Genomic DNA, 23,650 nt, shown 5'->3' on the forward strand with positions numbered 1-23,650 from the left:
GGTGCAGAATTCGACCTGACCACCCGGACACCGAGTGAGCGAGGTGCGGAACGTGTCGAGCGACGTCGGCCACGGACACGGGCACGGGCACAGCCACGCCGCGATGTGCGGCGGGCTCGACCACTCCGCCGGCGACTACACGCCGCAACAGCAGGCCGACCTCGACCTGGTCCTCGCCTTCAACCGGCGCATGGCCGACGCGATCAAGGCCAGCCTCGACACCCTCGAGACCGAGCGGTACCTCGACCCCGACCCGCTGCGCTACATGTGGGTCGACGAAGGGCAGGGACAGATCCCGAGGGTCATCGCCAAGGCGGGCGAGCTGCTGGCCAGTGCGCCGCAGATCACGGGGCACACCCGCCACGAGGTCGACGTCGTCGAGGGTTCACGACATGCCGCCCGTCCGACGCTCGCGACCGGAGCGGACGGCGCCAGCCTCACCGCCTGGATCGAGTGGATCCCCGACCGGGGTGACATCGTGCGCACCGTCTTCCGACAGGCCGGCGGTGGGACCCGTGAGGATGTCGTGTCCGCCGGGATCGTCGACGTCTTCCGGCCCACCGCAGTCATCGCGGACGACGGCGCACCGTGGGTGTTCTACGGTGCACGGGTCGACGGCCTGGTCGGGGTCTGGGCAACCACCATGGTCGGCGGCTCCTGGACCGACCCGAGCCTGGTCAGCGGCGCCGAGCAGCCTGCGTTCAACCAGGAAGTGGTCACCGACTCGCTCGGTCGGCTGCACCTGGTCTGGCAGGGCCGCAACGAGGACCGGTTCGGCATCTTCCACCGCACCCTCGAGAGCGGGTCCTGGTCGCCCGTCGATCTCGTGACCGACGGGGTCACGGCCAACGTCTGGGACCCGACCGTCGCCGCGTTCGACGACGGGTCGACGGCCCATGGCTGGTCGGAGTACCGCGACGGCGCCTACCGGGTCGTCGTACGGCGTCGTGACGCGGACGGGCGCCTCCACGAGACCGTCGATCTCACCTCCGGCGACGACTACGCCCTGCACCCGCACCTCGCGGTCACTGCGGACCAGCAGCTGTGGTGCGCCTTCGACGTGATCACCGTCTCCGGGCACGGGGGCAGCGGACCGACCAGGCTCCGGCCGGTCGACACACTGGACAGCCACCCCGGTCAGCTCGACGGCATGCGGGAACCCGGCGACAGCGTCCCGCCCGAGCTGCTGCCGGAGGTGGCCGCCTCGATCCGGGTCGTCAACGTCGCCGACGACGGGCTGCGCCAGCCACCCGGAGACCTCGCGCCCCGGCTCAACGTCGTTCCTGCGGGACTCCCGCGGCTCGTGCCGACCGATGACGGCGGCCTCACCGTGTGCTACCGGATCCACCGCCAGCTGCCCCTGATGACCTACTACTGGGAGGTTGCCAGCCAGGCCCTCACCGCCGTGGGTTGGTCGGTGCCCTCCACGCTCAACGACACCGACGGGCCGCTCGAAGAGGTCAGCGTCGCCGCCGTACCCGGCGGCGCGGTCATGGTCGCCCAGACCGACGCCCGGCTCGAGCGTGCGCTGCAGTGGACCGAAGGGTTCGGCGGCCGCGAATGCCCCTACCTGCTCGAGCACCACGGCTCGGTGATCTGGCACGGCATCCACGGGCTCGGCACGGTGGTCACCGCCCAGCTGGCCGCGGGCGGCCCGGTGCCGACCGCGGAGCGGCTCGCCGAGCTGGTGCCGGTCCGGCAGGTGCTCGTGGAGGACCTCCGCACCGAAGCGAGGCGCTGGGTCTCCGGGGTGCCGAAGGAGCGATACGTCACCTCGGTCGGCGACCGCGAGCTCACGCTCTACTGGGGTGACCTGCATCGGCACTCGTTGGTGAGCCGCTGCACCGCCGGCGACGAACCCTCGCTGGAGGACTTCTACCGCTACGCGTGGGACGTCTGCGACTACGACTTCTGGGCGGTGACCGACCACTCCGAGAACTCCAGCGACTACCAGTGGTGGTCGATCCAGAAGATCGCCGACCTGTTCCACATCCCCGGCCGATTCGTCCCGCTCTACGGCTTCGAGTGGACGTCGGCCGACTCGGGCCACCAAAACGTCATCTTCGGTGACGTCGAGCGGGGCGCACCGATCTTCTCCGCCTTCGCCGACGGCACCACCGACCCCGACGGGCTGTGGGCGGCGTTGGCAGAGCACCCGGAGTTCCCGGCGATCACGATTCCGCACCATCCCGGCGCGGCGATGGTCAACAACGACTGGGACTACCACGACCCGCGGTTCAGTCGGCTCGTCGAGGTCTTCCAGGCCTGCCGCGGCAACTACGAGTCCGACGGCTGCTTCCGTCAGTACGCCGACGGCACCCGTCAGGGCACCTTCGCGCTCGACGGCCTCAAGCGTGGCCACAAGTTCGGTCTGATCGCCTCCTCCGACCACGGCCACGGCGCCAGCTATGTCGGGGCCTTCTCCGGTTCGCTCCAGCGGGCCGACGTCTTCGAGGCGCTGCACGAGCGGCGTACCTTCGCGGCCACCACCCGCGACGTCCTCCTCGACGTCCGTATGGGTGAGACCTTCATGGGGGAGGAGGCGCCGGCCGGGGCCGAGCGCACCTTCACCATCCACGCCGAGGGCTACACCGATCTGGCCCGGATCGACATCATCCGCAACGGCGAGGTGGTCCATCAGGTCACACCAGACCTCGGTCTCCCCGACGGTTGGTTGACCGTCCCGCTCCGCGTGGAATGGGGTGGCGCCGACGTCACCACGACCTGGAGCGGCTCGGTGCAGGTCACCGACGGCGCCGTCGTCCAGACCTCGCACGTGGGTCCGGAGGTGACCGCGGTGACCGACACGAGCCTTCACTGGGAGGCCGAGACCCGCAGCTTCGGGGAGCCGTACGGCGCCCAGCGTGGCGGTGTCGAGGTCACCTTCGTGGGGCCGCCGACCGCCGTGATCCGCCTCGGCGTCCAGGGTCGCGGAGCGACGGTCGAGCTGGCGGCACTGCACGCGACGCTGGCCGAAGGGCGAGCCTGGGAGGTTCCGGGAGGTCCGGGCCACCTGCGGCTGCAGCCAGGCGTCGGTGGGTTGGCCTCGCTCGGTGCCCGCGAGGCCGACCTGACCTGGACCGACGACTTCGCGGACGATGCCTTCTACTACACGCGCGTCTTCCAGACCGACGGGGAGATGGCCTGGTCCTCGCCGATCTGGGCGTTGTCCTAGCGCGTGAGCAGGGCCTGGTCGAAGTTGAGCTCGCTGCCGGGTACCGGGCCGAGGTCGACCAGGCTGGTCGACAGGTTGGCCACGTCAGCGTTGCGGATCGGCTGCTTGGCGGCGGCGTACGTCGGTCGCGCGAAGCCGGGAGTGGCGAACGCCCGGTTCAGGTCGTAGAGCCGGGCGCCCCGCTTCACGCCGGCGCCCCAGACCACGAACGGCACCCGGTAGTTCGCGAACGACCTGATGTCGCTGTGCCCGTTGGGGCCCTCGCCACCGTGGTCGGCGGTGAGCACCACGGTGAGGTGCTCGAGCAGCTTCGGGTGGGTGTTGACCGTGTGGATGAGCTCGCCCAGGCGCTGGTCGGTGGCCTTGACCGCCTGCATGTAGGCGGGGGACATGAAGCCCTTCGCGTGGCCGACGTCGTCGGGGCGGGAGAGATGCAGGAACGTGAAGGCGCGCGGGTGCGCGACCAGGTCGGCACGCACCGACCGCACCAGCTCACGGTTGTCGAGGTTGACGGTGAACCGGTCGACGGCACCCGGCCACGACCGCTTGAAGATCGCGAACTTCTGCTTCGACGCGAACAGGGCGGTGCTGAGGTCGTGGTTGTGGAACACGCTGAACACCGACGCGACCGGGTGGCCGGCGGCCTGCTGGACGGTGCGGTGGTTGTCGTCGTTGAAGTCGACGCCGTGACCGCCACTCGACCGCGAGACGCGCCGTCCGGTGATCATGCCGGTGTGGTTCGGCAGGGTGAGCGTGCGCTCGAACTCGGTGCGCGCGTTGCTGGTCGCGGCGCCGTTCTCCATCATGCGGTGGAAGTTCGGCGTACCGGCCTTGCCCAACGTGTCGAGGGCCTCGGCGTTCAGGCCGTCGACGGAGATGGCCAGCACGTAGTGCGTGGGGTTGGTGGCGCGCCCGGCGGCGGCCCTCTGGGGCGCCTGGCGCAGCGCGATGGAGTCCCCGGAGTCGGCCGATCCGTTCGATCCGGCCGACTCGTGACCGGCACAGGCGGCCGTCGGGAGGAGCAGGAGCAGGGTCGTCGCAAGGGCGGTGCGGGCGTTCCGAGAGAAGAGCACGCCACGACCCTAACCCCCACGTGACCCGCGCCATTGGTGATGTGGATCGCCATTGGCAGCAATCGTCGGGGGATCCGTCTAGATTGTTCGATCATGGTGGAGCGACCCATAGGCATCTTCGACTCGGGCTTCGGCGGACTGACCGTTGCCCGCTCAGTGATCGACCAGTTGCCCCACGAATCGATCCTGTACGTCGGCGACACCGCACGCCAGCCCTACGGTCCCAAGCCGATCGGCGAGGTCCGCGAGTATGCGCTCGAATGCCTCGACCACCTCGTCGACCAGGGCGTGAAGGCACTGGTCATCGCCTGCAACAGCGCCAGCGCCGCGATGCTCCGCGACGCCCGCGAGCGCTACGACGTTCCCGTGGTCGAGGTGATCTACCCGGCCGCCCGCCGTGCCGTGGCGGCCAGCCGCACCGGCCGGATCGGCGTGATCTGCACCCGCGCCACGGCCGACTCGCTGGCCTACGACGACGCGTTCGCCGCCGCACCGCACGTCGAGCTGTTCACCCGCGCATGCCCGCAGTTCGTCGACTTCGTCGAGCAGGGCATCACCGCCGGCGACGACCTGATCTCTCACGCCCACGACTACCTCGACCCGCTGGTCTCCGAGGGCATCGACACGTTGATCCTCGGCTGCACCCACTACCCACTGCTCACCGGCGTCATCTCCTACGTGATGGGCGACCAGGTCACCCTGGTCAGCAGCGCCGAGGAGTGCGCAAAGGACGTCTACAAGCTGCTGGTCCGCAACAACCTGGTGCGCGCCTCGGGCGAGCCGACGTACCGCTTCGTGACCACCGGCAACCCCGGCGACTTCGAGACGATCGGTCGCCGGTTCCTCGGCCCGGAGCTGCACGTGGCCAGCCAGTTCGTGGGGGTGCGCGGATGAAGCTCACCGTCATCGGCTGCTCCGGCTCCTACCCGGGTCCTGACTCGCCGGCCAGCTGCTACCTGGTGGAAGAACAGTTCGAGGGTCGCACCTGGCGGATCCTGCTCGACCTCGGCAACGGCGCGCTCGGCGAGCTGCACAACCATGTCGACCCGCTGACCATCGACGCGGTCCTGCTCAGCCACCTGCACGCCGACCACTTCATGGACCTCTGCGGCTACTACGTGATGCGCAAGTACCACCCCCTCGGAGCCCAGCCGCAGATCCCGGTCTGGGGACCGGCCGGTACGGCGGACCGGCTGTCGGTCTCCTACGACCTGCCGCTCGACCCTGGCATGCACGAGGAGTTCGACTTCCGCGAGTACCCCACCACGTCTTTCGAGTTCGGGCCGTTCACCGTCCAGGCCGTGGAGGTCGTGCACCCGGTGCCGGCGTACTCCCTGCGCGTCACCAGCAACGACCGGCTGCTGGTCTACACCGGTGACTGCGGCCCGTGCGACGGACTCGACCGCGCCGCCGACGGTGCCGACCTGCTGCTCGCCGAGGCCGCGTTCTGCGACGGCGACGAGAACCCCGAGGACCTGCACCTCACCGGGGTCGAGGTCGCCGAGCTCGCCCAGCGCGCCGGCGCCGCCCACCTCGTGCTCACCCACATCCCGCCGTGGCACGACAAGCAGATCGCGTACGCCGAGGCGAAGTCGATCTGGGAGGGCCCGCTCGACCTGGCCCACACCGGCGCGACGTACGAGGTCTGAGCCGAACGACCGTCGCTCGCTGGCTGCGCGGCGCCGCCTGACCCGGATCGTGCACGTGCATGATCCGGGTCGCCCTTTCACCGGAATGCGTGTCACAACTCGACACCTGCATGATCGTGGTCGCTCGACGGACGCGTGCCGTGCCCGTCCACCCGTGCACGCTCCAACCAGAGCGGCACCCGGCTGCCCGCCCGAAGGGCTGAGCACCGGCCCTGTGGATGACGCCGGCAGGGCACCTCGAATCGCGGCATGCTGCCGGGATGAAATCGACGACTGGCACTGGCGCCGCGACCACGGCACCCGACTCCGACCTCGACACTCGTCGTCCCTTCACACGGGCGGACGCCCTCGCCGCGGGCATTTCCCCGCGCCAGTTGCGTGGCTCGCGCTTCCGGCGCATCTTCCGGTCGGTGCTCATCGACGCCTCGGTGGTGGTCACTCCCCACGTGCACGCCGAAGCCGCCTGGTGCGTGTTCGACCCCGAACAGTCGTTCCTCAGTCACACCTCGGCGGCCCGGATGCACGGCGTACCCATCCCGACCCTGCCCGACGAACACGTCACCGTCCTGCATCCCGACCTGCGTCGACCACGGCCCGGGATCGTCTGCCACGTGGTCTCGCAGGCCAAGGTGATCGTGCGCGACGGCATCCGGATCTCCGCACACGCACAGATGTTCGTCGAACTCTCATCCCTGCTGCCACTCGTCGATCTGGTGGTCGTCGGCGACAACCTGGTGCGCACTGGTCGGGTCACGCTGGCCGACCTGGTGAACTTCTGCGAGACCGCGCAGCTGCCGTACGCCGCCAAGGCACGTCACGCCGCCAGCCTCGTGCGCGAACGCGTGGACTCGCCGATGGAGACCCGTCTGCGCCTGCTGATCGTCCTGGCCGGACTGCCCGAGCCGCAGGTCAACCTGTCGCTGCGCACGGTCGACCGTGAGGTGGTGCGGCGCTACGACCTCAGCTATCCGGAGGTGCGGGTGATCATAGAGTACGACGGGCGCCACCACATCGAGCGCATCGACCAGTGGGAGGCAGACCTCGAGCGGCGCGAGGCGATCGACGACGACCAGTGGCGCATCCTGGTGGTCGTGGCCGCCGACATCTTCAAGCGGCCGGAGCGCACCCTGGGACGCGTCGTCCGGCTGCTGCACTCACGCCGGCTGCCGGGCCTGCCGCGCCGGCTCTCCGACGGCTGGCGCCCACACTTCCCCGGACGCTGAGACCTGCGTGACGACCGCCGGCCTCGCGGGCGCGCGACCCGGATCGTGCACGTGCATGATCGTGGTCGCCTTTTCGGCGATTGGTGTGTCACAACGCAACACCTGCACGATCGTGGTCGCCCGCGCGGTCGCCGCTCGCCGCTCGCCGCTCGCCGCTCGGCCGAGGCGACCTGGCTGCGCGTCGTACGGCCGAGGCTCAGACCAGGCCGGCGTCGTGCACGCAGATCGCGATCTGCACCCGGTTGGTCGCGCCCAGCTTGTCGAAGAGCCGGGAGACGTGCGCCTTGACGGTCGGGACCGAGAGGTAGAGCTCGCCGGCGATGTCGGCGTTGCTGAGCCCGCGACCGACGGCCACGGCCACCTCACGTTCGCGGTCGGTCAGCGTGGCCACCCGGATCTGGGCTGCCTCGGCGCGACCGTCGGGGGCGTCGGACCGCACCTGGCGGATCAGGGTCGCCGTGGCCGAGGGGGAGAGCATCGGCTCGCCGTCGGCCACCTTGCGGATCGCGGCGACGATCTCCGGTGGCGGGGTGTCCTTGAGCACGAAGCCGTCGGCGCCCGCGGCCAGGGCGCCGACCACGTGGTCGTCGGCGTCGAACGTGGTCAGCACGATCACCCGCGGCGGCGACGGGTCGGCGTGCAGCTCGCGGGTCGCCTCGAGCCCGCTGAGCACCGGCATGCGGATGTCCATCAGCACGACGTCGGGGCGTTCGCGCCGGGCCATGGCGACGCCGAGGCGGCCGTTCTCGGCCTCGCCGATCACCTCGATGTCGGCCTGGCCGCCGAGCATCAGGGTCAGTGCGGACCGCACCAACGGATCGTCGTCGACGATGAGAACCCGGATCACGCGGACCACGGTATCCAAGCCTGCAACAGGAACATCGAGCCGTCCTTGCGGAACGTGAGCCGTCCGCCGCCGAGCTCGGCGCGTTCGGTCAGTCCGACCAGGCCGAGTCCCGCACCGGGCGCCGATGCGTTGGTGCCGAAGCCGATCGGGTTGCGGATGCGCACGTCGATGCCCTCGTCGGGGGTGCCGGCCAGGTCGACGAACACGGTGGTGCCCGGTGCGTGCTTGCGGGCGTTGGTCAGCCCTTCCTGGACGATGCGGTAGATGGTGCGGCCCGCCGCGGTCGGCACGTCGCCGTCGTCCACGTGTGCGGCGTACTCGATGTGCATGCCCGACTCGCGGGCGTCCTCGATCAGCTCGGCCACGTCGTTGTACGTCGGTTGCGGACGGTCGAGCAGGTCGCCGGTGCCGGGGTCGCGGAGCACGCCGAGCACGGCGCGCAGGTCGATCAGCGCCTGGTTGGCCTGTTCCTGGACGACCGATGCGGTGGCGCGCATCTCGTCGGCGGTGAGGTCGGTGCGGAAGGCCAGCGCACCGGACTGCATGGAGACCTGGGAGATGCGGTGGGCCAGCACGTCGTGCATCTCGCGGGCGATGCGGGCACGCTCGTCGCCACGCGCCTTGCCCACACGCAGGTCGCGCTCGTCCTCGGCCCGTTCGGCGCGGTCGCGCAGCGTCCACAGCAGCTCCCGACGCGAGCCGATGAACATGCCCCACGCCAGTGTGGCGGCGACGAACACGGTGTTGACGGTGAGGTTGAGCCAGTACGGGTCGTCGTCGTACGACGGCTGCGACACCGAGTAGAACTGGGCGGCCGCCAGGCCAATGACCCCTACCGGCACCAGCTCGCGCAGTCGACGGCGGGTGGCCATGGACACGGTGGCCAGGGTGGCCGGCCCACCCGCGACGCCGGAGACCGAGGCGAGCGCATTGGTGATCAGGGCGATGGCCAGGGGATACCTGCGCCGCAGGTGCAGCAGCAGGTAGGAGACCAGGCCCACGACGAGGTCTACCCAGAACAGGATCCGCTGCTCGCGCCACTGGAACGCGAGGTACGGGCTCCAGGCCAGGGCGCTGATCGCCAGCACACCGACGTACCGCCAGAACGACGACCACTTGGTCAGCGGCGGCTGGTAGAGGTCGGGGGAGGCAGGCACTCGTCAACCCTAGGCCCAGACGAGTGCGCTGCGGATCCGTCCCGCGTCGGCGACGCCCCCTACTTTGGTCGCGTCGGAAGCATCCTGTGGGCCGATGTGCGCAGCGGCCGGGACCGGTTGACTTGTCGTCATGATCAAGGTCGAGAACCTCACCAAGAAGTACGGCGACTTCACCGCCGTCAACGACATCAGTTTCGTGTCCCAACCCGGACGCGTCACCGGCTTCCTGGGCCCGAACGGCGCAGGCAAGAGCACGAGCATGCGGATGATGGTCGGCCTCACCAAGGCCGACGCCGGCTCGGTCACCATCGGCGGACACGACTACATGGACATCCCCAACCCGGGCCGCCATGTCGGCGTGCTTCTCGACGCCTCGGCGCAGCACGCCGGCCGCACCGGCCGCGAGGTGCTCGCGCTGAGCGCCGCGACGATGGGCCTGCCCGCCTCGCGCGTCGACGAGATGCTCCACCTGGTCTCGTTGACCGAGAGCGAGGCCAAGCGCCGGGTGAAGAACTACTCCCTCGGCATGCGGCAGCGGCTCGGCATCGCGAACGCGCTGATGGGTGACCCGTCGGTGCTGATCCTCGACGAACCCGCCAACGGTCTCGACCCGGCCGGTATCCGCTGGATGCGCGGTCTGCTCAAGGGGTACGCCGACCGTGGCGGCACGGTGCTCCTGTCGAGCCACCTGCTCCACGAGGTCCAGATGATCGCCGACGAGCTGGTGATGATCGGCCGGGGCGAGATCGTCGCCCAGGGGACGCCGGAGGAGCTGCTGCGCGACAGCGGCACCTTCTTCCGTGCCCTCGAGGCCGACCAGCTGGTCAAGGCCCTTGCCGACAACGGCATCCAGGCGGCACCGGTCGCCGACGGCTTCCGCACCGACGCCGAGCCCGTGCAGGTCGGCAAGGTCGCGGCCGAGCACCAGATCACCCTCGTCGAGCTGAAGCTTGCCGACGGCGGCCTCGAAGACCTCTTCCTCGAGCTCACTGCCGAGACCCAGCGCGAGACCTACACCGAAGGAGGCCAGAAGTGAGCACGGCAACCGCCCCCGTCCAGGCCGGAGACCCCGGCTACATCGACATCTCCGACAGCCACCGGCCCTCGTTCCTGCGTCTGGTCGGCGTCGAGATCCGCAAGATGACCGACACCAAGGCCGGCCTGTGGCTGCTGATCGTGATCGCCGCCGTGACGGTGATCATCAACGCCGCCTTCCTGATCTGGGGACCCGACGACCTCACGTTCAACGACTTCCTCCAGTTCTCCGGCATGCCGCAGGGCATCCTGCTGCCCGTGCTGGCAGTGCTGCTGGTCACCCAGGAGTGGGGCCAGCGCACGGGCCTGGTCACCTTCAGCCTGGTGCCGCACCGTGGCCGGGTGCTGGTCGCGAAGCTCGCTGCGGCGATCGTGTTCGTGCTCGCTGCCTTCGCGGTGGCAGTGCTGATCGCCACGGTGCTGACCCCGATCAGCGGGGCCCCGGACGGCTGGGACGGTGTCTCCGTCGGCTGGCTCTCGCGCTCGATCCTGGCTCTCGTGATCGGCGCGGTCTGGGGCTACGCCTTCGGTGCCGCACTGCTCAACAGCGCATTCGCGATCGTGTCCTACTTCGCGGTGCCGATGGTGGTCAGCATCGTGACCGCGATCTGGACCTCCGCCCAGGAGAAGCTGCTCTGGTTCGACCTGTCGACCTCCTCGACGCGGCTCTTCGAGCCGGACGGCCTCTCCGGCGAGGAGTGGGCGCAGATCGGCACCGGAGTGCTTCTCTGGATCGCCCTGCCGCTGGCGATCGGCGTCTGGCGCATCCTGCGCGCCGAGATCAAGTAGGCGCCACCTCGACCTGACCGGAGCCGGTCTCCCGAAACGGGGGGAGACCGGTTCCGGTCATTTCGGTGAACCGGTGGGCAGGCTGTTCATGCAGTGTTGCCGGACGTGACGCGGCGACGCCGGTTCGTCGTACCGGGGGACCCCACGCTGGAGGCATGCGGTCCTACGTGCGGTTCGCGGCGCTGGGTGACTCGACGACTCACGGCATCGGTGACCCGGTGCCGGACGGCTGGCGTGGCTGGGCCCGCCTGCTGGCCACCGCCATGGACTCCGGGCACGACATCTCGTTCTGCAACCTCGCCGTCTCGGGCGCGACCGCCACCGACGTACGCGACGGGCAGCTGCGAGCCGCACTGGCCCACCAACCCGACGTCGCCTCCCTGGTGGTCGGCATCAACGACACCATGCGCTCCACGTGGCACCCGCCGCGGATGCGGGCCGAGCTCTTCGAGTGCGCCGACGCCCTGCACGGCTCGGGCGCGCTGCTGCTGACCGCGCGATTCCACGACCACGGTGCGATCTTCGGGCTGCCCGGCGTGCTGCGCCGCGCGCTGTGGCGACGGATCGAGGCGGTCAACGCGATCTACGACGAGATCCACGAGACGTACGACGGGGTGCGGGTCGACCTGGCTGCCCTCCCGCAGACCCACGAACGCGTCTTCTGGTCGGTCGACCGGCTGCACCCCTCGGAGCTGGGCCACCGTGCACTGGCCCGCGCGTTCGGTGCCGGACTGCTCGAGCGCGGACTCGATTTCGAGCTGCCGTCCGCGACGAGCGACGGACTGTTCCTCCCGAACTGGCGCTCCGACCTTGCCTGGATGGTCACCGAGGGCGCGCCCTGGATCGGTCGACGGGCCCGCGACCTCGGGCCGTGGGCGGTGCGGAGGGCGCTGGTCGAGCCGCGCACGCAACGGCCTGCCGCACCCGCCGTGCCGGTGGCCGGGCCCGGCCTCGTTACGCTCGACCCATGACCCGAGCTGACGGCCGTGCCGACGACGAACTCCGCCCCATCAAGATCACCCGTGACTGGCTGGACCACCCGGCCGGATCGGTGCTGGTCGAGTTCGGCCGCACCCGCGTGCTGTGTGCCGCCTCCGCCTCCGAGGGCGTGCCGCGCTGGCGCAAGGGCTCGGGCCTGGGCTGGGTGACCGCCGAATACGCGATGCTCCCGGCCTCGACGAACACGCGTTCCGACCGCGAGTCGGTCAAGGGCCGCATCGGCGGCCGCACCCACGAGATCTCCCGCCTGATCGGCCGGTCGCTGCGCGCGGTCATCGACTACAAGGCGCTCGGTGAGAACACCATCCAGCTCGACTGCGACGTGCTCCAGGCCGACGGCGGCACCCGCACCGCCGCGATCACCGGGGCGTACGTCGCCCTGGCCGACGCCTGCGCACACCTCGGTGTGACCGGTGCCCTGACCGGTTCTGTCGCCGCGGTCAGCGTCGGCATCATCGACGGCGTGCCGCGGCTCGACCTGCCCTACGAGGAGGACGTGCGCGCCGAGACCGACATGAACATCGTGATGACCGGCACCGGCTCCTTCATCGAGGTGCAGGGCACCGCCGAGGGCGCCCCGTTCAACCGCGCCGAGCTCGACGCGCTGCTCGGCCTCGGCGAGAAGGGCTGCGCCGACCTCACCCGTCTGCAGACCGAGGCGCTGGCGGTGGAGCGGCAACGTGCCTGAGGTCTTCCTCGCCTCGCGCAACGCGAAGAAGCTGGAGGAGATGCAGCGCATCCTCGCGCCGCTGATCCCCGACATCCGTGTGCTGGGCCTCGACGACGTGCCGGCGTACGACGAACCGGTCGAGGACCAGCCGACGTTCGAGGGCAACGCACTCCTGAAGGCACGGGCAGGGGTCGAGGCCACCGGACTGCCGTCCCTGGCCGACGACTCCGGGCTCTGCGTCGACGCGTTGAACGGCATGCCCGGCGTGCTGTCGGCGCGTTGGTCGGGCCCGCCGAAGTCCGATGCGCGCAACAACGAGCTGCTGCTGGCGCAGTTGGAGGACGTGCCGGACGCTCGACGTACGGCCTTCTTCACCTGCGCGGTGGCGCTGTGCCACCCGGTCGGCGACGGCAAGGTCGACCAGCACGTGGTGCACGGCCGCATGGACGGCCACATCCTGCGCGAGGTGCGCGGGACCGGCGGCTTCGGCTACGACGTGCTCTTCACCGCCGACGGGTACGACGTCACGACCGCCGAGCTGTCACGCGAGGAGAAGGACGCGATCTCCCACCGGGGCAAGGCATTGCGCGAGATCGCACCGTTGGTCAGCCGCGTCCTGTCGGGGCGCTGACCGGCTCGTCGCGACGGAGCAGCCGCACCAGCGTGAGGCCCCACAGCGTCGCGAGGACGAACATCACGATCGAGTAGACCGCGGCCGGCACCGACGCCTCCGTGCTCTCGAGGATCTCGACCGCGACGAAGATCGCCAGGGTGCCGTTGTGCACCCCGATCTCCATCGACGAGGCGATCGCCTGGCGTTCGACGACGCCGAAGGCCCGGGGCACGAAGTAGCCGGTGAGCAGACTGATCGCGCAGAACAGTGCGGCCACCAGCCCGACGTCGCCGAGGTAGTCGACCACGTTGTCGCGCTGGTCGACGAGGATGGCGAGCACCAGTGCGGCGAGGATGATCGCGGAGGCGACCCGCACCGGTTTGTCCATGCTCGCCGCGAACGACGACTTCTTCGCGCGCACCAGCATGCCGATGCCGACCGGGATCAGCACGATCGCGAACACCTGCACGACCTCGCCGATCGGCATCGAGATGCTGTCGCCCTTGTCGTAGTGGTCGATCGCGAGGTTGGTGATCAACGGCAGGGTGACGATCGAGATGATCGAGTTGATCGCCGTCAGCGAGATGTTCAGCGCCACGTCTCCGCGGAACAGGTGGCTGAACAGGTTGGCCGTCGTACCACCGGGGGAGGCGGCCAGCAGCAGCATGCCGATGGCGAGCAGGGCCGGCAGGTCGAAGGCGAGCACGAGCCCGAAGCACACGGCCGGCAGGAGCAGCAGCTGGCAGGCCAGCGCGATCGCCACCGCCTTGGGGTTGCGGCCGATCCGCTTGAAGTCCGCAATGGTCAGGTCGAGGCCGAGCCCGAACATGATGATGCCGAGGGCGAGGGGCAGGCCGATCGTGGTCAGCGCGGAGTCCATGCCCGGACTATAGGGACAAAGCAGACCGGGCGGACCGGAATCAGGCCCAGGCCCAGCTGTCCAGGATCGTCGTGAAGGCAGCGAGGGCGTCGTCCTCGTAGCTCGGCGGCGTGCTCAGCACGATCGTGTAGGTCTGCTCGTCGACGACGACGAGGTACGCCGTCGAGGCCACGCGCTTGCCGCGTGCGTTGGACTCTTCGAGGCGTACGCCGATCGCGTCGTACCCGCCGATGCTCGTGGCCGGGACCTCGGTCCGGGCGTGGTTGCCCGAGGCGAGGCCGGCCTCCCACGTGGAGCGGAGCGACTCGAGGTCGGTCTCATCGGTGGTGTCGCCCAACTGCACGATCACGTTGGCCAACAGATCGTCCAGGTCATCTCCCCAGACAGCGCCGGTGTCCGTGGTGGGCAATCCCCCCTCGGTGCGCAGGGCCTCGGTCTGGTCGGTCCACTCGTCGGGCAGCGCATAGCTGTAGCCACGTCCCTCGATGATCTCAGCATCGGCAGGCCGCTCAGGGGTGACGGTCGGAGAGGTCGACTGACTGATCTCGTCAGGGGAGTCCGAGGAGTCCTCGGTCAGGTTGGCGACCAGGAGCCCGATCACCACCAGCAGTGCGAGCACTGGCCCGATCACCCCGAAGCGCAGCCAGCCCGGCCGCGCGTAGGGGTCTCTGCTCACTGCATCTCCTGGGAAGTCTTGCTGGTGCCGGAGGGGGGACTTGAACCCCCACGCCCTAGGGCACAGGTACCTAAAACCTGCGTGTCTGCCAATTCCACCACTCCGGCCGGCCCCGAGAGTCTAGGACCGTGGGTGCGCGAGAACTCAGTCGAGGGCGAGGTCGCGACGCAGCTTCGCCACGTGGCCGGTGGCCTTGACGTTGTACTGCGCCACCTCGACGTTGCCGCCCTCGTCGATCACGAAGGTCGAGCGGATCACGCCCTGCACGACCTTGCCGTAGAGCTTCTTCTCACCGAATGCGGCGTACGCCGACAGCACCGACTTGTCGGGGTCGGAGAGCAGGGTGATGGTCAGCCCATCGCGCTCGCGGAACTTCGCGAGCTTCTCCGGCTTGTCGGGCGAGATGCCGAGCACCTCGTAGCCCGCCGCCTTGAGGGAGTCGAGCGAGTCGGTGAAGTCGCAGGCTTGCTTGGTGCAGCCCGGCGTCATCGCGGCCGGGTAGAAGTAGACGATCACCTTGCGGCCGCGCAGGTCGGCCAGGGAGACCTGGTCGCCGGTGTCGGACGTGAGGGTGAAGTCGGGTGCGGGGTCTCCGGGGGAGAGGCGCTGCTCGCTCAAGGTAGGGGTCCTCCTGACCGTTCGGACAGTTGTTGCACACCATGTGCAATAACGTAGGCTGCGCAGTATGCACGTACCTGATGGATTCCTCGACGCTCCCACGTCGATCGCGACCGGTGTCGTGGCCGCGGCCGGTGTGGCCGTCGCCCTGCGGGGGGCGCGCAAGGAACTCGATGACCGTACCGCCCCGCTCGCCGGTCTGGTCGCCACGTTCGTGTTCGCGGCCCAGATGATCAACTTCCCGGTCGCCGGAGGCACCAGCGGACACCTCCTCGGCGGCGTGCTCGCCGCGGTGCTGGCCGGCCCGTTCACGGCCGTGCTGTGCCTGAGCGTCGTACTCCTCGTGCAGGCCCTGCTGATGGCCGACGGTGGCGTGACCGCACTCGGCACCAACATCACGCTGATGGGCATCGTCGGCGTCGTCGCCGGCTGGCTGGTCTTCCGCGGCGTCCTCTCCGTGCTGCCCAAACGCAGGTCGATGGTCGCGCCCGCCGCCGCCGTCGCGGCCCTGGTCAGTGTGCCAACCGCGGCCCTGGCCTTCACCGCCCTGTTCGTCATCGGCGGCACCGCACCGGTCGACTCGGGCAAGGTGCTGGTCGCGATGGTCGGCTGGCACGTCGTGATCGGCATCGGCGAGGCCGTCATCACCGCCCTCGTGGTCGGCTCCGTCGTCGCGTCCAGGCCCGACCTGGTGTACGGCGCCCGCCACCTCCTCGCCGACCGTGAGCTCGAGATCCGTAAGGCAGTCGCATGAAGTCCCGCAAGTTCTTCGCCGTGTTCCTCCTCGTCTCCCTGCTGGTGGCGGGTGTGGGCAGCTACTACGCCAGCTCCCACCCCGACGGGCTCGAATACGTCGCGGCCAAGACCGGGTTCGGCGACTCCGCCAAGGACTCCGCCACCTCCGACAGCCCCTTCGCCGACTACGGCGTCAAGGGCGTCGACAACGCGCGACTCAGTGGCGGGCTGGCCGGCGTGGTCGGCACGCTGACTGTGCTCGTCCTGGCCGGCGGACTCTTCCTCGTCGTACGCCGCCGCTCCGGCGACCGCACCGGCGACGAGGCCTGACGCGATGGGTGCCGGGCACGGGCACCGGCTCTTCTTCCACGGCCACAGCCCGATCCACCGCGCGCCCGCGCACTGGAAGCTCGTCGCGCTGCTGGCCTTCATGCTCACCGTCGTGGCCACGCCGCACCACTGGTACGCCGCCTTCGGTGGCTACGCGCTCGTCCTGGTGACGGTGATCCTGACCTCGCGGGTGCCGCTGCTCTACATCGCACGACGCATGGTGGTCGAGGTGCCGTTCGTGTTCTTCGCGGTGCTGATGCCGTTCATCGCCACCGGTCCGCGCATCGACGTGCTCGGCGTCAGCGTCTCCGAGCCGGGCCTCGTCGCGGCCGGCGGCTTCCTGGCCAAGGCCACCCTCGGCGTGGTCGCCTCACTGACCCTGGCCGCCACCACCGAGCCGGTCGACCTGCTCCGCGGCCTGCGCACGCTGCGGATGCCCGACCAGATCGTCTCGATCATGAGCTTCATGATCCGCTACCTCGACGTGGTCACCGACGAGCTGCGCCGTATGGTCACCGGCATGCGATCCCGTGGCTGCGACCCGCGCTCACCGCGGCACTGGCCGATGCTGGCCCGCACCCTCGGGGCGTTGTTCATCCGCTCCTACGAGCGCGGTGAGCGTGTCCACCTCGCGATGCTGTCGCGCGGCTACGACGGACGGATGCCCTGATGGCCACCCCCGTGCTCGACGTACGCGGCCTCGCGTTCGCCTATCCCGACGGCCACCAGGCGCTGTTCGGCGTCGACCTGCACGTGCACCGCGGCGAGCGGGTCGCCCTGCTCGGCCCCAACGGTGCCGGCAAGACCACGCTGGTGCTCCACCTCAACGGCATCCTGACTGCCGGCGCCGGATCGGTGGCGGTCAGCGGCATGCCGGTCGAGCAGAAGAACCTCAAGGAGATCCGGCGACGCGTCGGCATCGTCTTCCAGGACCCCGACGACCAGCTGTTCATGCCGACGGTGCGCCAGGACGTCGCGTTCGGCCCGGCCAACCAGGGCATCAAGGGCGCCGCCCTCGACGCCGTGGTGATGGAGGCGCTCGAGCGGGTCGGGATGGCCGAGTTCGTCGACCGGCCGCCGCACCACCTCTCGTTCGGCCAGCGTCGGCGGGTGGCGGTGGCGACCGTGCTGGCGATGGAGCCCGAGATCCTCGTGCTCGACGAGCCGTCGTCCAACCTCGACCCGGCCTCGCGCCGCGAGCTCGCCGACATCCTGCGCTCGCTCGACGTGACGGTGCTGATGGTCACCCACGACCTGCCCTATGCCCTCGAGTTGTGCTCGCGCTCGGTCGTGCTCCACGGAGGTGTGGTCGCCGCCGACGGTGCGACGTACGACGTGTTGACCGACGACGCGCTGATGGCGGCGAACCGACTGGAACTCCCGTTCGGCTTCGACCCGCGCAGCATTGGTAACGTTCCCCACTGACGCACCAGCTGCACCCAAACCTTTCGGCGGACGAACCAGGAGATTGATCGTGGCGAACGAGATCAGCTCGATCGAGAGCGAGATCGAGCAGACGCGGGAGCGGCTTGCCAAGACCATCGACCAGCTCGCCTACCGTGCGCACCCCAAGACGATCGTCAGCCGCGAGGTGGCCTCGGTGAAGGCGCACTTCGTCGACGTGAACACCGGCGCCCCGCGCACCGACAACATCCTCAAGGTCGTCGGCGGCGTGGTCGGCGTCATCGTCCTGTTCGGCGTGATCCGCAAGGTCGTCAACTGACCCGTGAGTGACAAGACCCCGATCAAGATGCTGCACGACCGCATCCTGGTCGAACTCGACAAGGACGCCGGCGAACGACGTTCCTCCGGCGGCATCGTCATCCCCGCCACCGCGGCGATGGGCGGTCGTCGACTGGCGTGGTCGAAGGTCGTCGGAGTCGGCCCGCACGCCCGTGCCGTCGAGATCGGCGACCGGGTGCTCTTCGACCCGGAGGAGAAGGCCGAGGTCGAGGTCAACGGCGAGGTGTACGTCGTGATGCGTGAGCGCGACGTCCACGCCGTCGCCGCCGACCGGCTGGCCGACGAGTCGACCGGCCTCTACCTCTGAGCCGGCTCCCGCTCCTGGGCGGCCCTGACCGGTAGCCGCCGGTCCAGCCACAGAGCACCCGCGAAGAGGGCCAGCATCAGCACGGTGACACCCGCGCAGTTGGCCAGTACGACGGCGTACCCGTGCTCGTCGACGTCGATGAACGGATAGGGGTACCAGTTCGCGAACGGTCCGCGCACCAGCGTGTAGACCAGCCAGAACACCGGCAGCACCAGGAACGGCACGAGGCGCCCGATGCGGCCGCGTGGTCCGAACGCCAGCCAGCCGATGGTGGCCAGGAGGGGCACCACGACGTGCAGCAGCTTGTCGGCCAGCCAGTCGGCGCCGTGGAGGTCGAGGATCGGGCGGAGCAGGAAGAAGTGCACGATGCCGCCGCCGAGGCAGAGCACGACCGCATTCAGTCGCAGCGCTCTCCAGGCGGGCCCGCCGTCACGGAACGGGTCCCTCACGAGGGTGGCCGAGGACCACGCGACCAGTGCGTTGCTCCAGATCGTCAGGTAGCTGACGAACCGGATCAGGCGGGTCCCGAGGTCCGGTTGCTCGGTCTCGTCGAGCACCGCGTTGCCCTGCACGATCAGCACGAGCTGGAGCACGAGCGCCGCGGTCGTCACGACCGCGGTCAGCAGGTGCCAGGCGCTGGCGGAGCGATCCGAGGTGGCTGCCATGAGCCTGAGCCTAGGGCCTGCGACTGGCGCGCGCACGAGTTACCGGCACGCGTCGCGCCCTCAGCGAGAGTCGCGATTCGTACCACTCGACGCGCTGGGTTGGTACGAATCGCGACTCTCGGCGGCTCGGGCGACGAGGGTGCCGGAGCCCACACCGAACCGGGCTCGTCTCGATTTTTCTGTGGGGTCACCGGCTGCTAAAGTTTCTCTCGCGCAAGCGGCATTAGCTCAATTGGCAGAGCAGCTGACTCTTAATCAGCGGGTTCGGGGTTCGAGTCCCTGATGCCGTACCAGCCAGAAGGCCGGATCCCTCGGGATCCGGCCTTCTGCGTTCTTGTCGCACGTCGAGCGACCCGGATCGTGCACGTGCACGATCCGGGTCGCTTTTTGACGGCTGTCGGTGTCACGACCATGCACGTGCACGATCGTGGTCGCCCGGCGTCAGTCGTCGGTGGTGTCGGTGGGCTCGCCTGACTCGTCGCCGCCGCGCCCGGTCCCGGCACGCCGGCCGCGACCTTCGCCCCGCGACCGCCCTTCGCCGCGCGACCGGCCCTCGCCCCGCGCGCGACCGCGACCCTGTGGCCGCTCCTCGCGCAGGGCCATCCAGGCATCGCGCAGGCTGTCGCCGGTGCGTTCGATGCGCCAGTTGGTCCAGCCGTTGGCGTCGTACCCGTTGAGCGCCTTGCCGGCGCCCGAGGGGGAGTCGTGCAGGGTGTCGTCGTCGAGCCTGATCTGACCGTCGTCGGTGATCGTGGCGTGGAACTCCTCGCCGGAGCGGGGGCGCGACCACACCAGGCGGTCGCCCGGAGTGAGGGCGCCGGACTCGACGAGCAGGGAGAGACGGTTGCGGCGCGGGCCGCGCTCACCGTCGTGTCGGCCGTGTCCGCGTGGGTGGCCGCCACGGCGGGGGCCACGCTCGGGCTCGGGTGCCTCGGGCAGCTCGAGAAGGCGGCGGAGTACGGCGTTGGGGGTGTCCACGAACGGCTTGGCCTGTTCCTGGAGCAATGCGTAGACCTCGTGGTCAATTCGGATCGTGGGAGTCATCTGCATCTACCTTTCTCGCATCTGACTGGTGGAGGTGCAAGATCTTGTCTTGCCAGAACAGTGTGACAGACAAAAAGACAAAAGACAACAGTGGCGCTAGGCTCACCCCGTGAACGACGCTGCCCGCCCGGTGATCCTGCTCGTCTCCGAGACCCGCTGTGACTTCCTGGTCGATGAGTTCGGCCGCTACGCCCGCGACTACGACCTGCGACAGGCCACGACCGCCGCCGAGGCCGAGAAGGTCGCGGAGCAGGTCTGCGCCGCCGGGGGACAGGTGGCGATGTTCGTCAGCGAGTCGGTGCTCCCCGACGCCAGCGTGATGGCCGCGTTCGGGCGGTGGCGCGCCGTCGTACCCACCGCACGCCGGCTGGTGGCCGCGCACTGGGAGCGGTTCCGCCTCGACGCCGACGCCCTGCGCGGAGGACTCGCCGCCGGCAAGTACGACGCGTATCTCCTGATGCCGCGCGGGGTCCGCGACGAGGAGTTCCACACCGCGGTCACCGAGCTGCTCTCCGACTGGGGCTCGACGGTCGCTGCTCCCGAGGTCGCGGTCGTGCGCATCGTGACGCCGTACGTCGACTCGCTGGTGCTGTCCCTGCGCGACTTCCTCGACCGCATGGGCCTGCCCAATCGCACCTTCTCTCCTGAGGACGAGGTCGGCGCTGCGGTCGTCGCGGGGCTCGACGGCGAGCCGGCGTACCCGCTGGTCGACGCCTTCGACCGGGCGCCCGTGACGGTCCGGTCGGTGCACGACCTGGCGATCACGATCTACGGGCAGCCGGCCGACATCGACGTCGACACCGTGGTCGACCTGGCCGTGGTCGGCGCCGGACCGGCCGGCCTCGCGACCGCGGTGTACGGCGCATCGGAGGGCCTGACCACGGTCGTCATCGAGGCCGAGGCGATCGGCGGACAGGCCGGCACCAGCTCGATGATCCGCAACTACCTCGGCTTCCCGCGGGGCATCTCCGGCATGCGGCTGGCGCAGAGGGCGCGCAGCCAGGCGATCCGCTTCGGCACCCGTTTCTTCACCGGGTGGCCGGTGACCGGCCTCGACGTGGGCGCCGCGGGTGAGCCGCACGTCATCCACACCGACGGCGGCACGCTGCGCGCCCGGGCGGTCGTGATCGCCACCGGCGTCAGCTACCGCAAGCTGCGGGTCGAGCCCCTCGAGGCGCTGACCGGCTCCGGTGTCTTCTACGGTGCCGCGATGACCGCCGCGCGCGAGATGACCGGGCGCGACGTGTTCGTCGTCGGCGGCGGCAACTCGGCCGGACAGGCCGCTGTGCACCTGGCCCGCTTCGCGCGGTCCGTGACGATCCTGGTGCGACGTGCCGGGCTGGCCGAGACGATGTCGGACTACCTGATCCGCGAGATCGACTTCAACCCGCGGATCCAGGTCGAGGCCGCCTCCGAGGTCGTCGACGGCGGTGGCGACGGTCGCCTGGAGTGGCTCGGCATCCACCGCATCACCACGGGCGAGGTCGAGCGTCGTGAAGCAGCCGGGTTGTTCCTGCTGCTGGGCGCGGAGCCGCACTGCGAGTGGGTGCCCGACGTGATCACCCGCAGCGACGACGGCTACGTGCTCACCGGCCGCAACACCTCACGCGACACGTGGGTCGACGGCATGCCTCCGCCCGGGCTGGCCACGAACGTGCCGGGAGTCTTCGCGGTGGGCGACATCCGCGACGGGTCGATGAAGCGGGTCGCCTCCGCCAGCGGTGAGGGCGCGTCCGTCGTCCCCCTTGTCCACGCCTGGCTCGCCGAGGACCCCACCCCCGATTGACGCGAACCGTGGGTTCTTGACGCGCGAGCCGTGGATTGTTGTCGTACGCCGAGCGTTCAGCGCGCTGCCAGAACGGCCTGTGCGGCGTTGTGCCCGCCGAGCCCGGAGACCGCACCACCCCGACGTGCACCCGAGCCGCAGAGCAGCAGGTTCTCGATGTCGGTCGCGACGCCCCACTGCTGGGCCGGCGTCTCGAGCATCGCCCGGTTGGAGGCCCACGGCCATTCGAGGTCGCCGTGGAAGATGTGCCCGCCGGGCATGGCGAGATCGGCCTCGATGTCCTGCGGCACCTTGGCCTCGATGCACGGCCTGCCGTCGGCGTCGAGGGCCACGCACTCCTCGATCGGAGTGACCAGGTGCTCGTTGAGCGACGCCAACGCGCGTGAGACGGCGAGGTCCTTGTTGCGCGGGTCCTCGAAGAGCGTGGCCGGGGTGTGCAGCCCGAAGTAGGTCAGCGTGTGGCCCTCGAACGAACCCAGGATCGACGGGTCGGTCAGCGAGTGGCAGTAGACCTCGCCGGGCATCTGGCTCGGCACCTGCCCGGCGGCGGCTTCGGCGTACGACCTCTGCAGCTGTGAGTAGTCCTCGGACAGGTGCAGTGTGCCGGCGAACGCGACCGTCGGGTCCATGCCCGACCTGAGCTCAGGCAGTCGGTCGAGCAGGAAGTTGATCTTCAGCTGGGCGCCGACCGGCTTGGTCTCCGGCTCCGGCTCCTCACCGAGCAGGATGCGCAGCACCCACGGCGCGACGTTGGCGAGGACGTGGCCGGCCGTCACCGTGTGGTGCGCCTTGCCGTCGTGCCAGGTGACCTCGCCGGTGGTGCCGTCGCTCCTGATCGAGCTGACACCGGCGCCGGTGAGCACCTCGGCGCCCGCGTCGACGGCCGCCTTCAAGAGGGCGTCGGTGACCGCGCCCATGCCGCCCACGGGCACCCGCCACTCGCCGTCTCCGTTGCCGATCAGGTGGTAGAGGAAGCAGCGGTTCTGGATCAGCGACGGGTCGTGCAGGTCGGCGAACGTGCCGATCAGCCCGTCGGTCGCCACCACGCCGCGCACGGTGTCGTCGGTGAAGCGTCGCTCGACCGAGGCGCCGAGCGGCTCCTTGGTGAACTCGCGCCACAGGTCGGCGTCCACGCCCGCCGCCAGTGCGGACTCCTTCTGCAACGGCTGGAGCAACGTGGGTGAGATCGCGGCGGCCAGCGTGCCGATGTCGGCGTAGAACCTGCACCACGCGTCGTACTCGTCGTGCGAGCCGGTCAGCTTCTTGAACGACTTGCGGGTGGCCTCGCCCTCGGGCCGCTCGGCGAGCAGTCCGCCGGCGCGACCGTCGCGCAGCCAGGGCGTGTACGACGCGGTGGTGCGCGAGCGCAGGTCGAGGGAGAGGCCCAGGTCGCTGACCAGCTCCTGCGGCATCAGCGAGACCAGGTAGGAGTAGCGCGACAGTCGGGTGTCGTGACCGCTGAACGCGACCTTGGAGACGGCGGCACCCCCGGTGGCCGGCAGCCTCTCGAGCACGAGCGTCGACAGGCCGGCGCGGGCCAGGTACGCCGCGGCGGTGAGTCCGTTGTGGCCGCCACCGACGATGACCACGTCGTACGACGACCTGCTGCTGGCTGAAGTCATGCGCCGAGACTAGC

The 23,650-nt window shown here is 69.8% G+C and carries 25 protein-coding genes and 2 tRNA genes; 17 read left to right on the forward strand and 10 right to left on the reverse strand.

Annotation, left to right across the window (positions count from 1 at the left end; all coding sequences use genetic code 11):
• Positions 1 to 52: 52 nt before the first annotated feature.
• A complete protein-coding gene (locus ASD30_RS00635; protein WP_156393474.1) occupies positions 53 to 3,175 on the forward strand; it encodes a DUF3604 domain-containing protein in 3,123 nt (1,040 codons plus the stop codon).
• Here the strand turns inward: ASD30_RS00635 and ASD30_RS00640 are convergent.
• Entirely contained in the window at positions 3,172 to 4,248 is a 1,077-nt protein-coding gene (locus ASD30_RS00640) for an alkaline phosphatase family protein (protein ID WP_056675426.1), read from the reverse strand. The two genes, ASD30_RS00635 and ASD30_RS00640, sit on opposite strands and share 4 nt — an antisense overlap.
• Positions 4,249 to 4,341: 93 nt before the next feature.
• Here ASD30_RS00640 and murI point away from each other — a divergent pair, with 93 nt between their 5' ends.
• The 3 genes from murI (at position 4,342) to ASD30_RS00655 (ending at position 7,120) form a co-directional block, all read left to right on the forward strand.
• A complete protein-coding gene (gene murI / locus ASD30_RS00645) occupies positions 4,342 to 5,142 on the forward strand; it encodes a glutamate racemase (RefSeq protein ID WP_056675429.1) in 801 nt (266 codons plus the stop codon).
• Positions 5,139 to 5,897 (forward strand): MBL fold metallo-hydrolase, encoded by a 759-nt coding sequence (locus ASD30_RS00650; protein ID WP_056675432.1) that lies wholly within the window; start codon positions 5,139 to 5,141, stop codon positions 5,895 to 5,897. The genes murI and ASD30_RS00650 overlap by 4 nt, the downstream gene beginning before the upstream one ends.
• 260 nt (positions 5,898 to 6,157) lie before the next feature.
• Positions 6,158 to 7,120, forward strand: a complete 963-nt coding sequence (locus ASD30_RS00655) for a hypothetical protein (RefSeq protein WP_056675442.1) — start codon at positions 6,158 to 6,160, stop codon at positions 7,118 to 7,120.
• Between the two features lie 196 nt (positions 7,121 to 7,316).
• Here ASD30_RS00655 and ASD30_RS00660 read toward each other — a convergent pair whose 3' ends face one another.
• Complete coding sequence (locus ASD30_RS00660) at positions 7,317 to 7,967, reverse strand: response regulator (RefSeq protein WP_200950145.1); 651 nt, start codon at positions 7,965 to 7,967, stop codon at positions 7,317 to 7,319.
• Positions 7,964 to 9,124, reverse strand: a complete 1,161-nt coding sequence (locus tag ASD30_RS00665) for a sensor histidine kinase (protein ID WP_056675455.1) — start codon at positions 9,122 to 9,124, stop codon at positions 7,964 to 7,966. Before ASD30_RS00665 ends, ASD30_RS00660 begins: the two co-directional genes overlap by 4 nt.
• 130 nt (positions 9,125 to 9,254) lie before the next feature.
• On the opposite strand from ASD30_RS00665, the gene ASD30_RS00670 reads away from it, so the two are divergent.
• From ASD30_RS00670 to rdgB, 5 genes are all read left to right on the forward strand, one after another.
• Entirely contained in the window at positions 9,255 to 10,160 is a 906-nt protein-coding gene (locus tag ASD30_RS00670; RefSeq protein ID WP_056675458.1) for an ABC transporter ATP-binding protein, read from the forward strand.
• On the forward strand, positions 10,157 to 10,948 hold the full coding sequence (locus ASD30_RS00675) for an ABC transporter permease (protein ID WP_056675462.1): 792 nt from the start codon (positions 10,157 to 10,159) through the stop codon (positions 10,946 to 10,948). Before ASD30_RS00670 ends, ASD30_RS00675 begins: the two co-directional genes overlap by 4 nt.
• Positions 10,949 to 11,103: 155 nt before the next feature.
• Positions 11,104 to 11,919: an SGNH/GDSL hydrolase family protein gene (locus ASD30_RS00680; protein ID WP_056675466.1), complete on the forward strand. Its 816-nt coding sequence runs from the start codon at positions 11,104 to 11,106 to the stop codon at positions 11,917 to 11,919.
• The gene (gene rph, locus ASD30_RS00685) at positions 11,916 to 12,635 is read left to right on the forward strand and encodes a ribonuclease PH (protein WP_056675469.1); all 720 of its coding nucleotides are present in this window, start codon (positions 11,916 to 11,918) and stop codon (positions 12,633 to 12,635) included. The genes ASD30_RS00680 and rph overlap by 4 nt, the downstream gene beginning before the upstream one ends.
• Positions 12,628 to 13,248 (forward strand): RdgB/HAM1 family non-canonical purine NTP pyrophosphatase, encoded by a 621-nt coding sequence (gene rdgB, locus ASD30_RS00690; RefSeq protein ID WP_056675473.1) that lies wholly within the window; start codon positions 12,628 to 12,630, stop codon positions 13,246 to 13,248. Before rph ends, rdgB begins: the two co-directional genes overlap by 8 nt.
• On the opposite strand, the gene ASD30_RS00695 is transcribed toward rdgB, so the two are convergent.
• The 4 genes from ASD30_RS00695 to bcp all read right to left on the reverse strand — a co-directional run bounded on the left by ASD30_RS00695 (position 13,223) and on the right by bcp (position 15,404).
• Positions 13,223 to 14,110: a bile acid:sodium symporter family protein gene (locus ASD30_RS00695; protein ID WP_056675476.1), complete on the reverse strand. Its 888-nt coding sequence runs from the start codon at positions 14,108 to 14,110 to the stop codon at positions 13,223 to 13,225. The two genes, rdgB and ASD30_RS00695, sit on opposite strands and share 26 nt — an antisense overlap.
• A 40-nt stretch (positions 14,111 to 14,150) precedes the next feature.
• The gene (locus ASD30_RS00700) at positions 14,151 to 14,786 is read right to left on the reverse strand and encodes a hypothetical protein (RefSeq protein WP_056675480.1); all 636 of its coding nucleotides are present in this window, start codon (positions 14,784 to 14,786) and stop codon (positions 14,151 to 14,153) included.
• 22 nt (positions 14,787 to 14,808) lie between these two features.
• Positions 14,809 to 14,893, reverse strand: a tRNA-Leu gene (locus tag ASD30_RS00705).
• A gap of 37 nt (positions 14,894 to 14,930) precedes the next feature.
• On the reverse strand, positions 14,931 to 15,404 hold the full coding sequence (gene bcp, locus ASD30_RS00710) for a thioredoxin-dependent thiol peroxidase (RefSeq protein WP_056675482.1): 474 nt from the start codon (positions 15,402 to 15,404) through the stop codon (positions 14,931 to 14,933).
• A gap of 67 nt (positions 15,405 to 15,471) precedes the next feature.
• Here bcp and ASD30_RS00715 point away from each other — a divergent pair, with 67 nt between their 5' ends.
• Genes ASD30_RS00715 through ASD30_RS00740 form a run of 6 tightly spaced genes read left to right on the forward strand, consistent with a single transcriptional unit; the run spans position 15,472 to position 18,519 of the window.
• Positions 15,472 to 16,158 (forward strand): energy-coupling factor ABC transporter permease, encoded by a 687-nt coding sequence (locus tag ASD30_RS00715; RefSeq protein WP_056675485.1) that lies wholly within the window; start codon positions 15,472 to 15,474, stop codon positions 16,156 to 16,158.
• A complete protein-coding gene (locus ASD30_RS27010) occupies positions 16,155 to 16,469 on the forward strand; it encodes a PDGLE domain-containing protein (protein WP_056675488.1) in 315 nt (104 codons plus the stop codon). Before ASD30_RS00715 ends, ASD30_RS27010 begins: the two co-directional genes overlap by 4 nt.
• A gap of 4 nt (positions 16,470 to 16,473) precedes the next feature.
• Positions 16,474 to 17,139, forward strand: a complete 666-nt coding sequence (cbiQ, locus tag ASD30_RS00725) for a cobalt ECF transporter T component CbiQ (protein ID WP_056675492.1) — start codon at positions 16,474 to 16,476, stop codon at positions 17,137 to 17,139.
• Positions 17,139 to 17,894, forward strand: coding sequence for an energy-coupling factor ABC transporter ATP-binding protein (locus ASD30_RS00730; RefSeq protein WP_056675495.1), 756 nt, complete (start codon positions 17,139 to 17,141; stop codon positions 17,892 to 17,894). Before cbiQ ends, ASD30_RS00730 begins: the two co-directional genes overlap by 1 nt.
• A 49-nt stretch (positions 17,895 to 17,943) precedes the next feature.
• Positions 17,944 to 18,192, forward strand: coding sequence for a DUF3618 domain-containing protein (locus tag ASD30_RS00735; RefSeq protein ID WP_235530192.1), 249 nt, complete (start codon positions 17,944 to 17,946; stop codon positions 18,190 to 18,192).
• 27 nt (positions 18,193 to 18,219) lie between these two features.
• Positions 18,220 to 18,519, forward strand: coding sequence for a GroES family chaperonin (locus ASD30_RS00740; protein WP_056679029.1), 300 nt, complete (start codon positions 18,220 to 18,222; stop codon positions 18,517 to 18,519).
• On the opposite strand, the gene ASD30_RS00745 is transcribed toward ASD30_RS00740, so the two are convergent.
• Positions 18,510 to 19,184: a Pr6Pr family membrane protein gene (locus ASD30_RS00745; protein WP_056675498.1), complete on the reverse strand. Its 675-nt coding sequence runs from the start codon at positions 19,182 to 19,184 to the stop codon at positions 18,510 to 18,512. The genes ASD30_RS00740 and ASD30_RS00745 overlap by 10 nt on opposite strands.
• Positions 19,185 to 19,401: 217 nt before the next feature.
• Here ASD30_RS00745 and ASD30_RS00750 point away from each other — a divergent pair.
• Positions 19,402 to 19,477: transfer RNA gene (locus ASD30_RS00750), tRNA-Lys, on the forward strand.
• Between the two features lie 148 nt (positions 19,478 to 19,625).
• On the opposite strand, the gene ASD30_RS00755 is transcribed toward ASD30_RS00750, so the two are convergent.
• On the reverse strand, positions 19,626 to 20,228 hold the full coding sequence (locus ASD30_RS00755) for a DUF4357 domain-containing protein (RefSeq protein ID WP_162250905.1): 603 nt from the start codon (positions 20,226 to 20,228) through the stop codon (positions 19,626 to 19,628).
• Between the two features lie 109 nt (positions 20,229 to 20,337).
• Between ASD30_RS00755 and ASD30_RS00760 the strand changes: the two genes are divergently transcribed.
• Positions 20,338 to 22,014 (forward strand): FAD-dependent oxidoreductase, encoded by a 1,677-nt coding sequence (locus ASD30_RS00760; RefSeq protein ID WP_056675505.1) that lies wholly within the window; start codon positions 20,338 to 20,340, stop codon positions 22,012 to 22,014.
• A 56-nt stretch (positions 22,015 to 22,070) separates the two neighbouring features.
• On the opposite strand, the gene ASD30_RS00765 is transcribed toward ASD30_RS00760, so the two are convergent.
• Positions 22,071 to 23,636, reverse strand: a complete 1,566-nt coding sequence (locus ASD30_RS00765; protein ID WP_056675508.1) for a phytoene desaturase family protein — start codon at positions 23,634 to 23,636, stop codon at positions 22,071 to 22,073.
• Between the last annotated feature and the right edge of the window lie 14 nt (positions 23,637 to 23,650).

It is taken from the genome of Nocardioides sp. Root140 (assembly GCF_001426745.1).
Classification (GTDB): domain Bacteria; phylum Actinomycetota; class Actinomycetes; order Propionibacteriales; family Nocardioidaceae; genus Nocardioides.

Coding starts and splice junctions, on each gene's coding strand:
- ASD30_RS00655 (WP_056675442.1), top strand. CDS start 6,158: ATGAAATCGACGACTGGCACTGGCGCCGCGACCACGGCACCCGACTCC.
- rph (WP_056675469.1), top strand. CDS start 11,916: ATGACCCGAGCTGACGGCCGTGCCGACGACGAACTCCGCCCCATCAAG.
- ASD30_RS00680 (WP_056675466.1), top strand. CDS start 11,104: ATGCGGTCCTACGTGCGGTTCGCGGCGCTGGGTGACTCGACGACTCAC.
- ASD30_RS27010 (WP_056675488.1), top strand. CDS start 16,155: ATGAAGTCCCGCAAGTTCTTCGCCGTGTTCCTCCTCGTCTCCCTGCTG.
- cbiQ (WP_056675492.1), top strand. CDS start 16,474: ATGGGTGCCGGGCACGGGCACCGGCTCTTCTTCCACGGCCACAGCCCG.
- ASD30_RS00740 (WP_056679029.1), top strand. CDS start 18,220: ATGCTGCACGACCGCATCCTGGTCGAACTCGACAAGGACGCCGGCGAA.
- ASD30_RS00670 (WP_056675458.1), top strand. CDS start 9,255: ATGATCAAGGTCGAGAACCTCACCAAGAAGTACGGCGACTTCACCGCC.
- ASD30_RS00695 (WP_056675476.1), bottom strand. CDS start 14,110: ATGGACTCCGCGCTGACCACGATCGGCCTGCCCCTCGCCCTCGGCATC.
- ASD30_RS00765 (WP_056675508.1), bottom strand. CDS start 23,636: ATGACTTCAGCCAGCAGCAGGTCGTCGTACGACGTGGTCATCGTCGGT.
- ASD30_RS00755 (WP_162250905.1), bottom strand. CDS start 20,228: ATGACTCCCACGATCCGAATTGACCACGAGGTCTACGCATTGCTCCAG.
- ASD30_RS00715 (WP_056675485.1), top strand. CDS start 15,472: ATGCACGTACCTGATGGATTCCTCGACGCTCCCACGTCGATCGCGACC.
- ASD30_RS00650 (WP_056675432.1), top strand. CDS start 5,139: ATGAAGCTCACCGTCATCGGCTGCTCCGGCTCCTACCCGGGTCCTGAC.
- ASD30_RS00745 (WP_056675498.1), bottom strand. CDS start 19,184: ATGGCAGCCACCTCGGATCGCTCCGCCAGCGCCTGGCACCTGCTGACC.
- ASD30_RS00730 (WP_056675495.1), top strand. CDS start 17,139: ATGGCCACCCCCGTGCTCGACGTACGCGGCCTCGCGTTCGCCTATCCC.
- murI (WP_056675429.1), top strand. CDS start 4,342: ATGGTGGAGCGACCCATAGGCATCTTCGACTCGGGCTTCGGCGGACTG.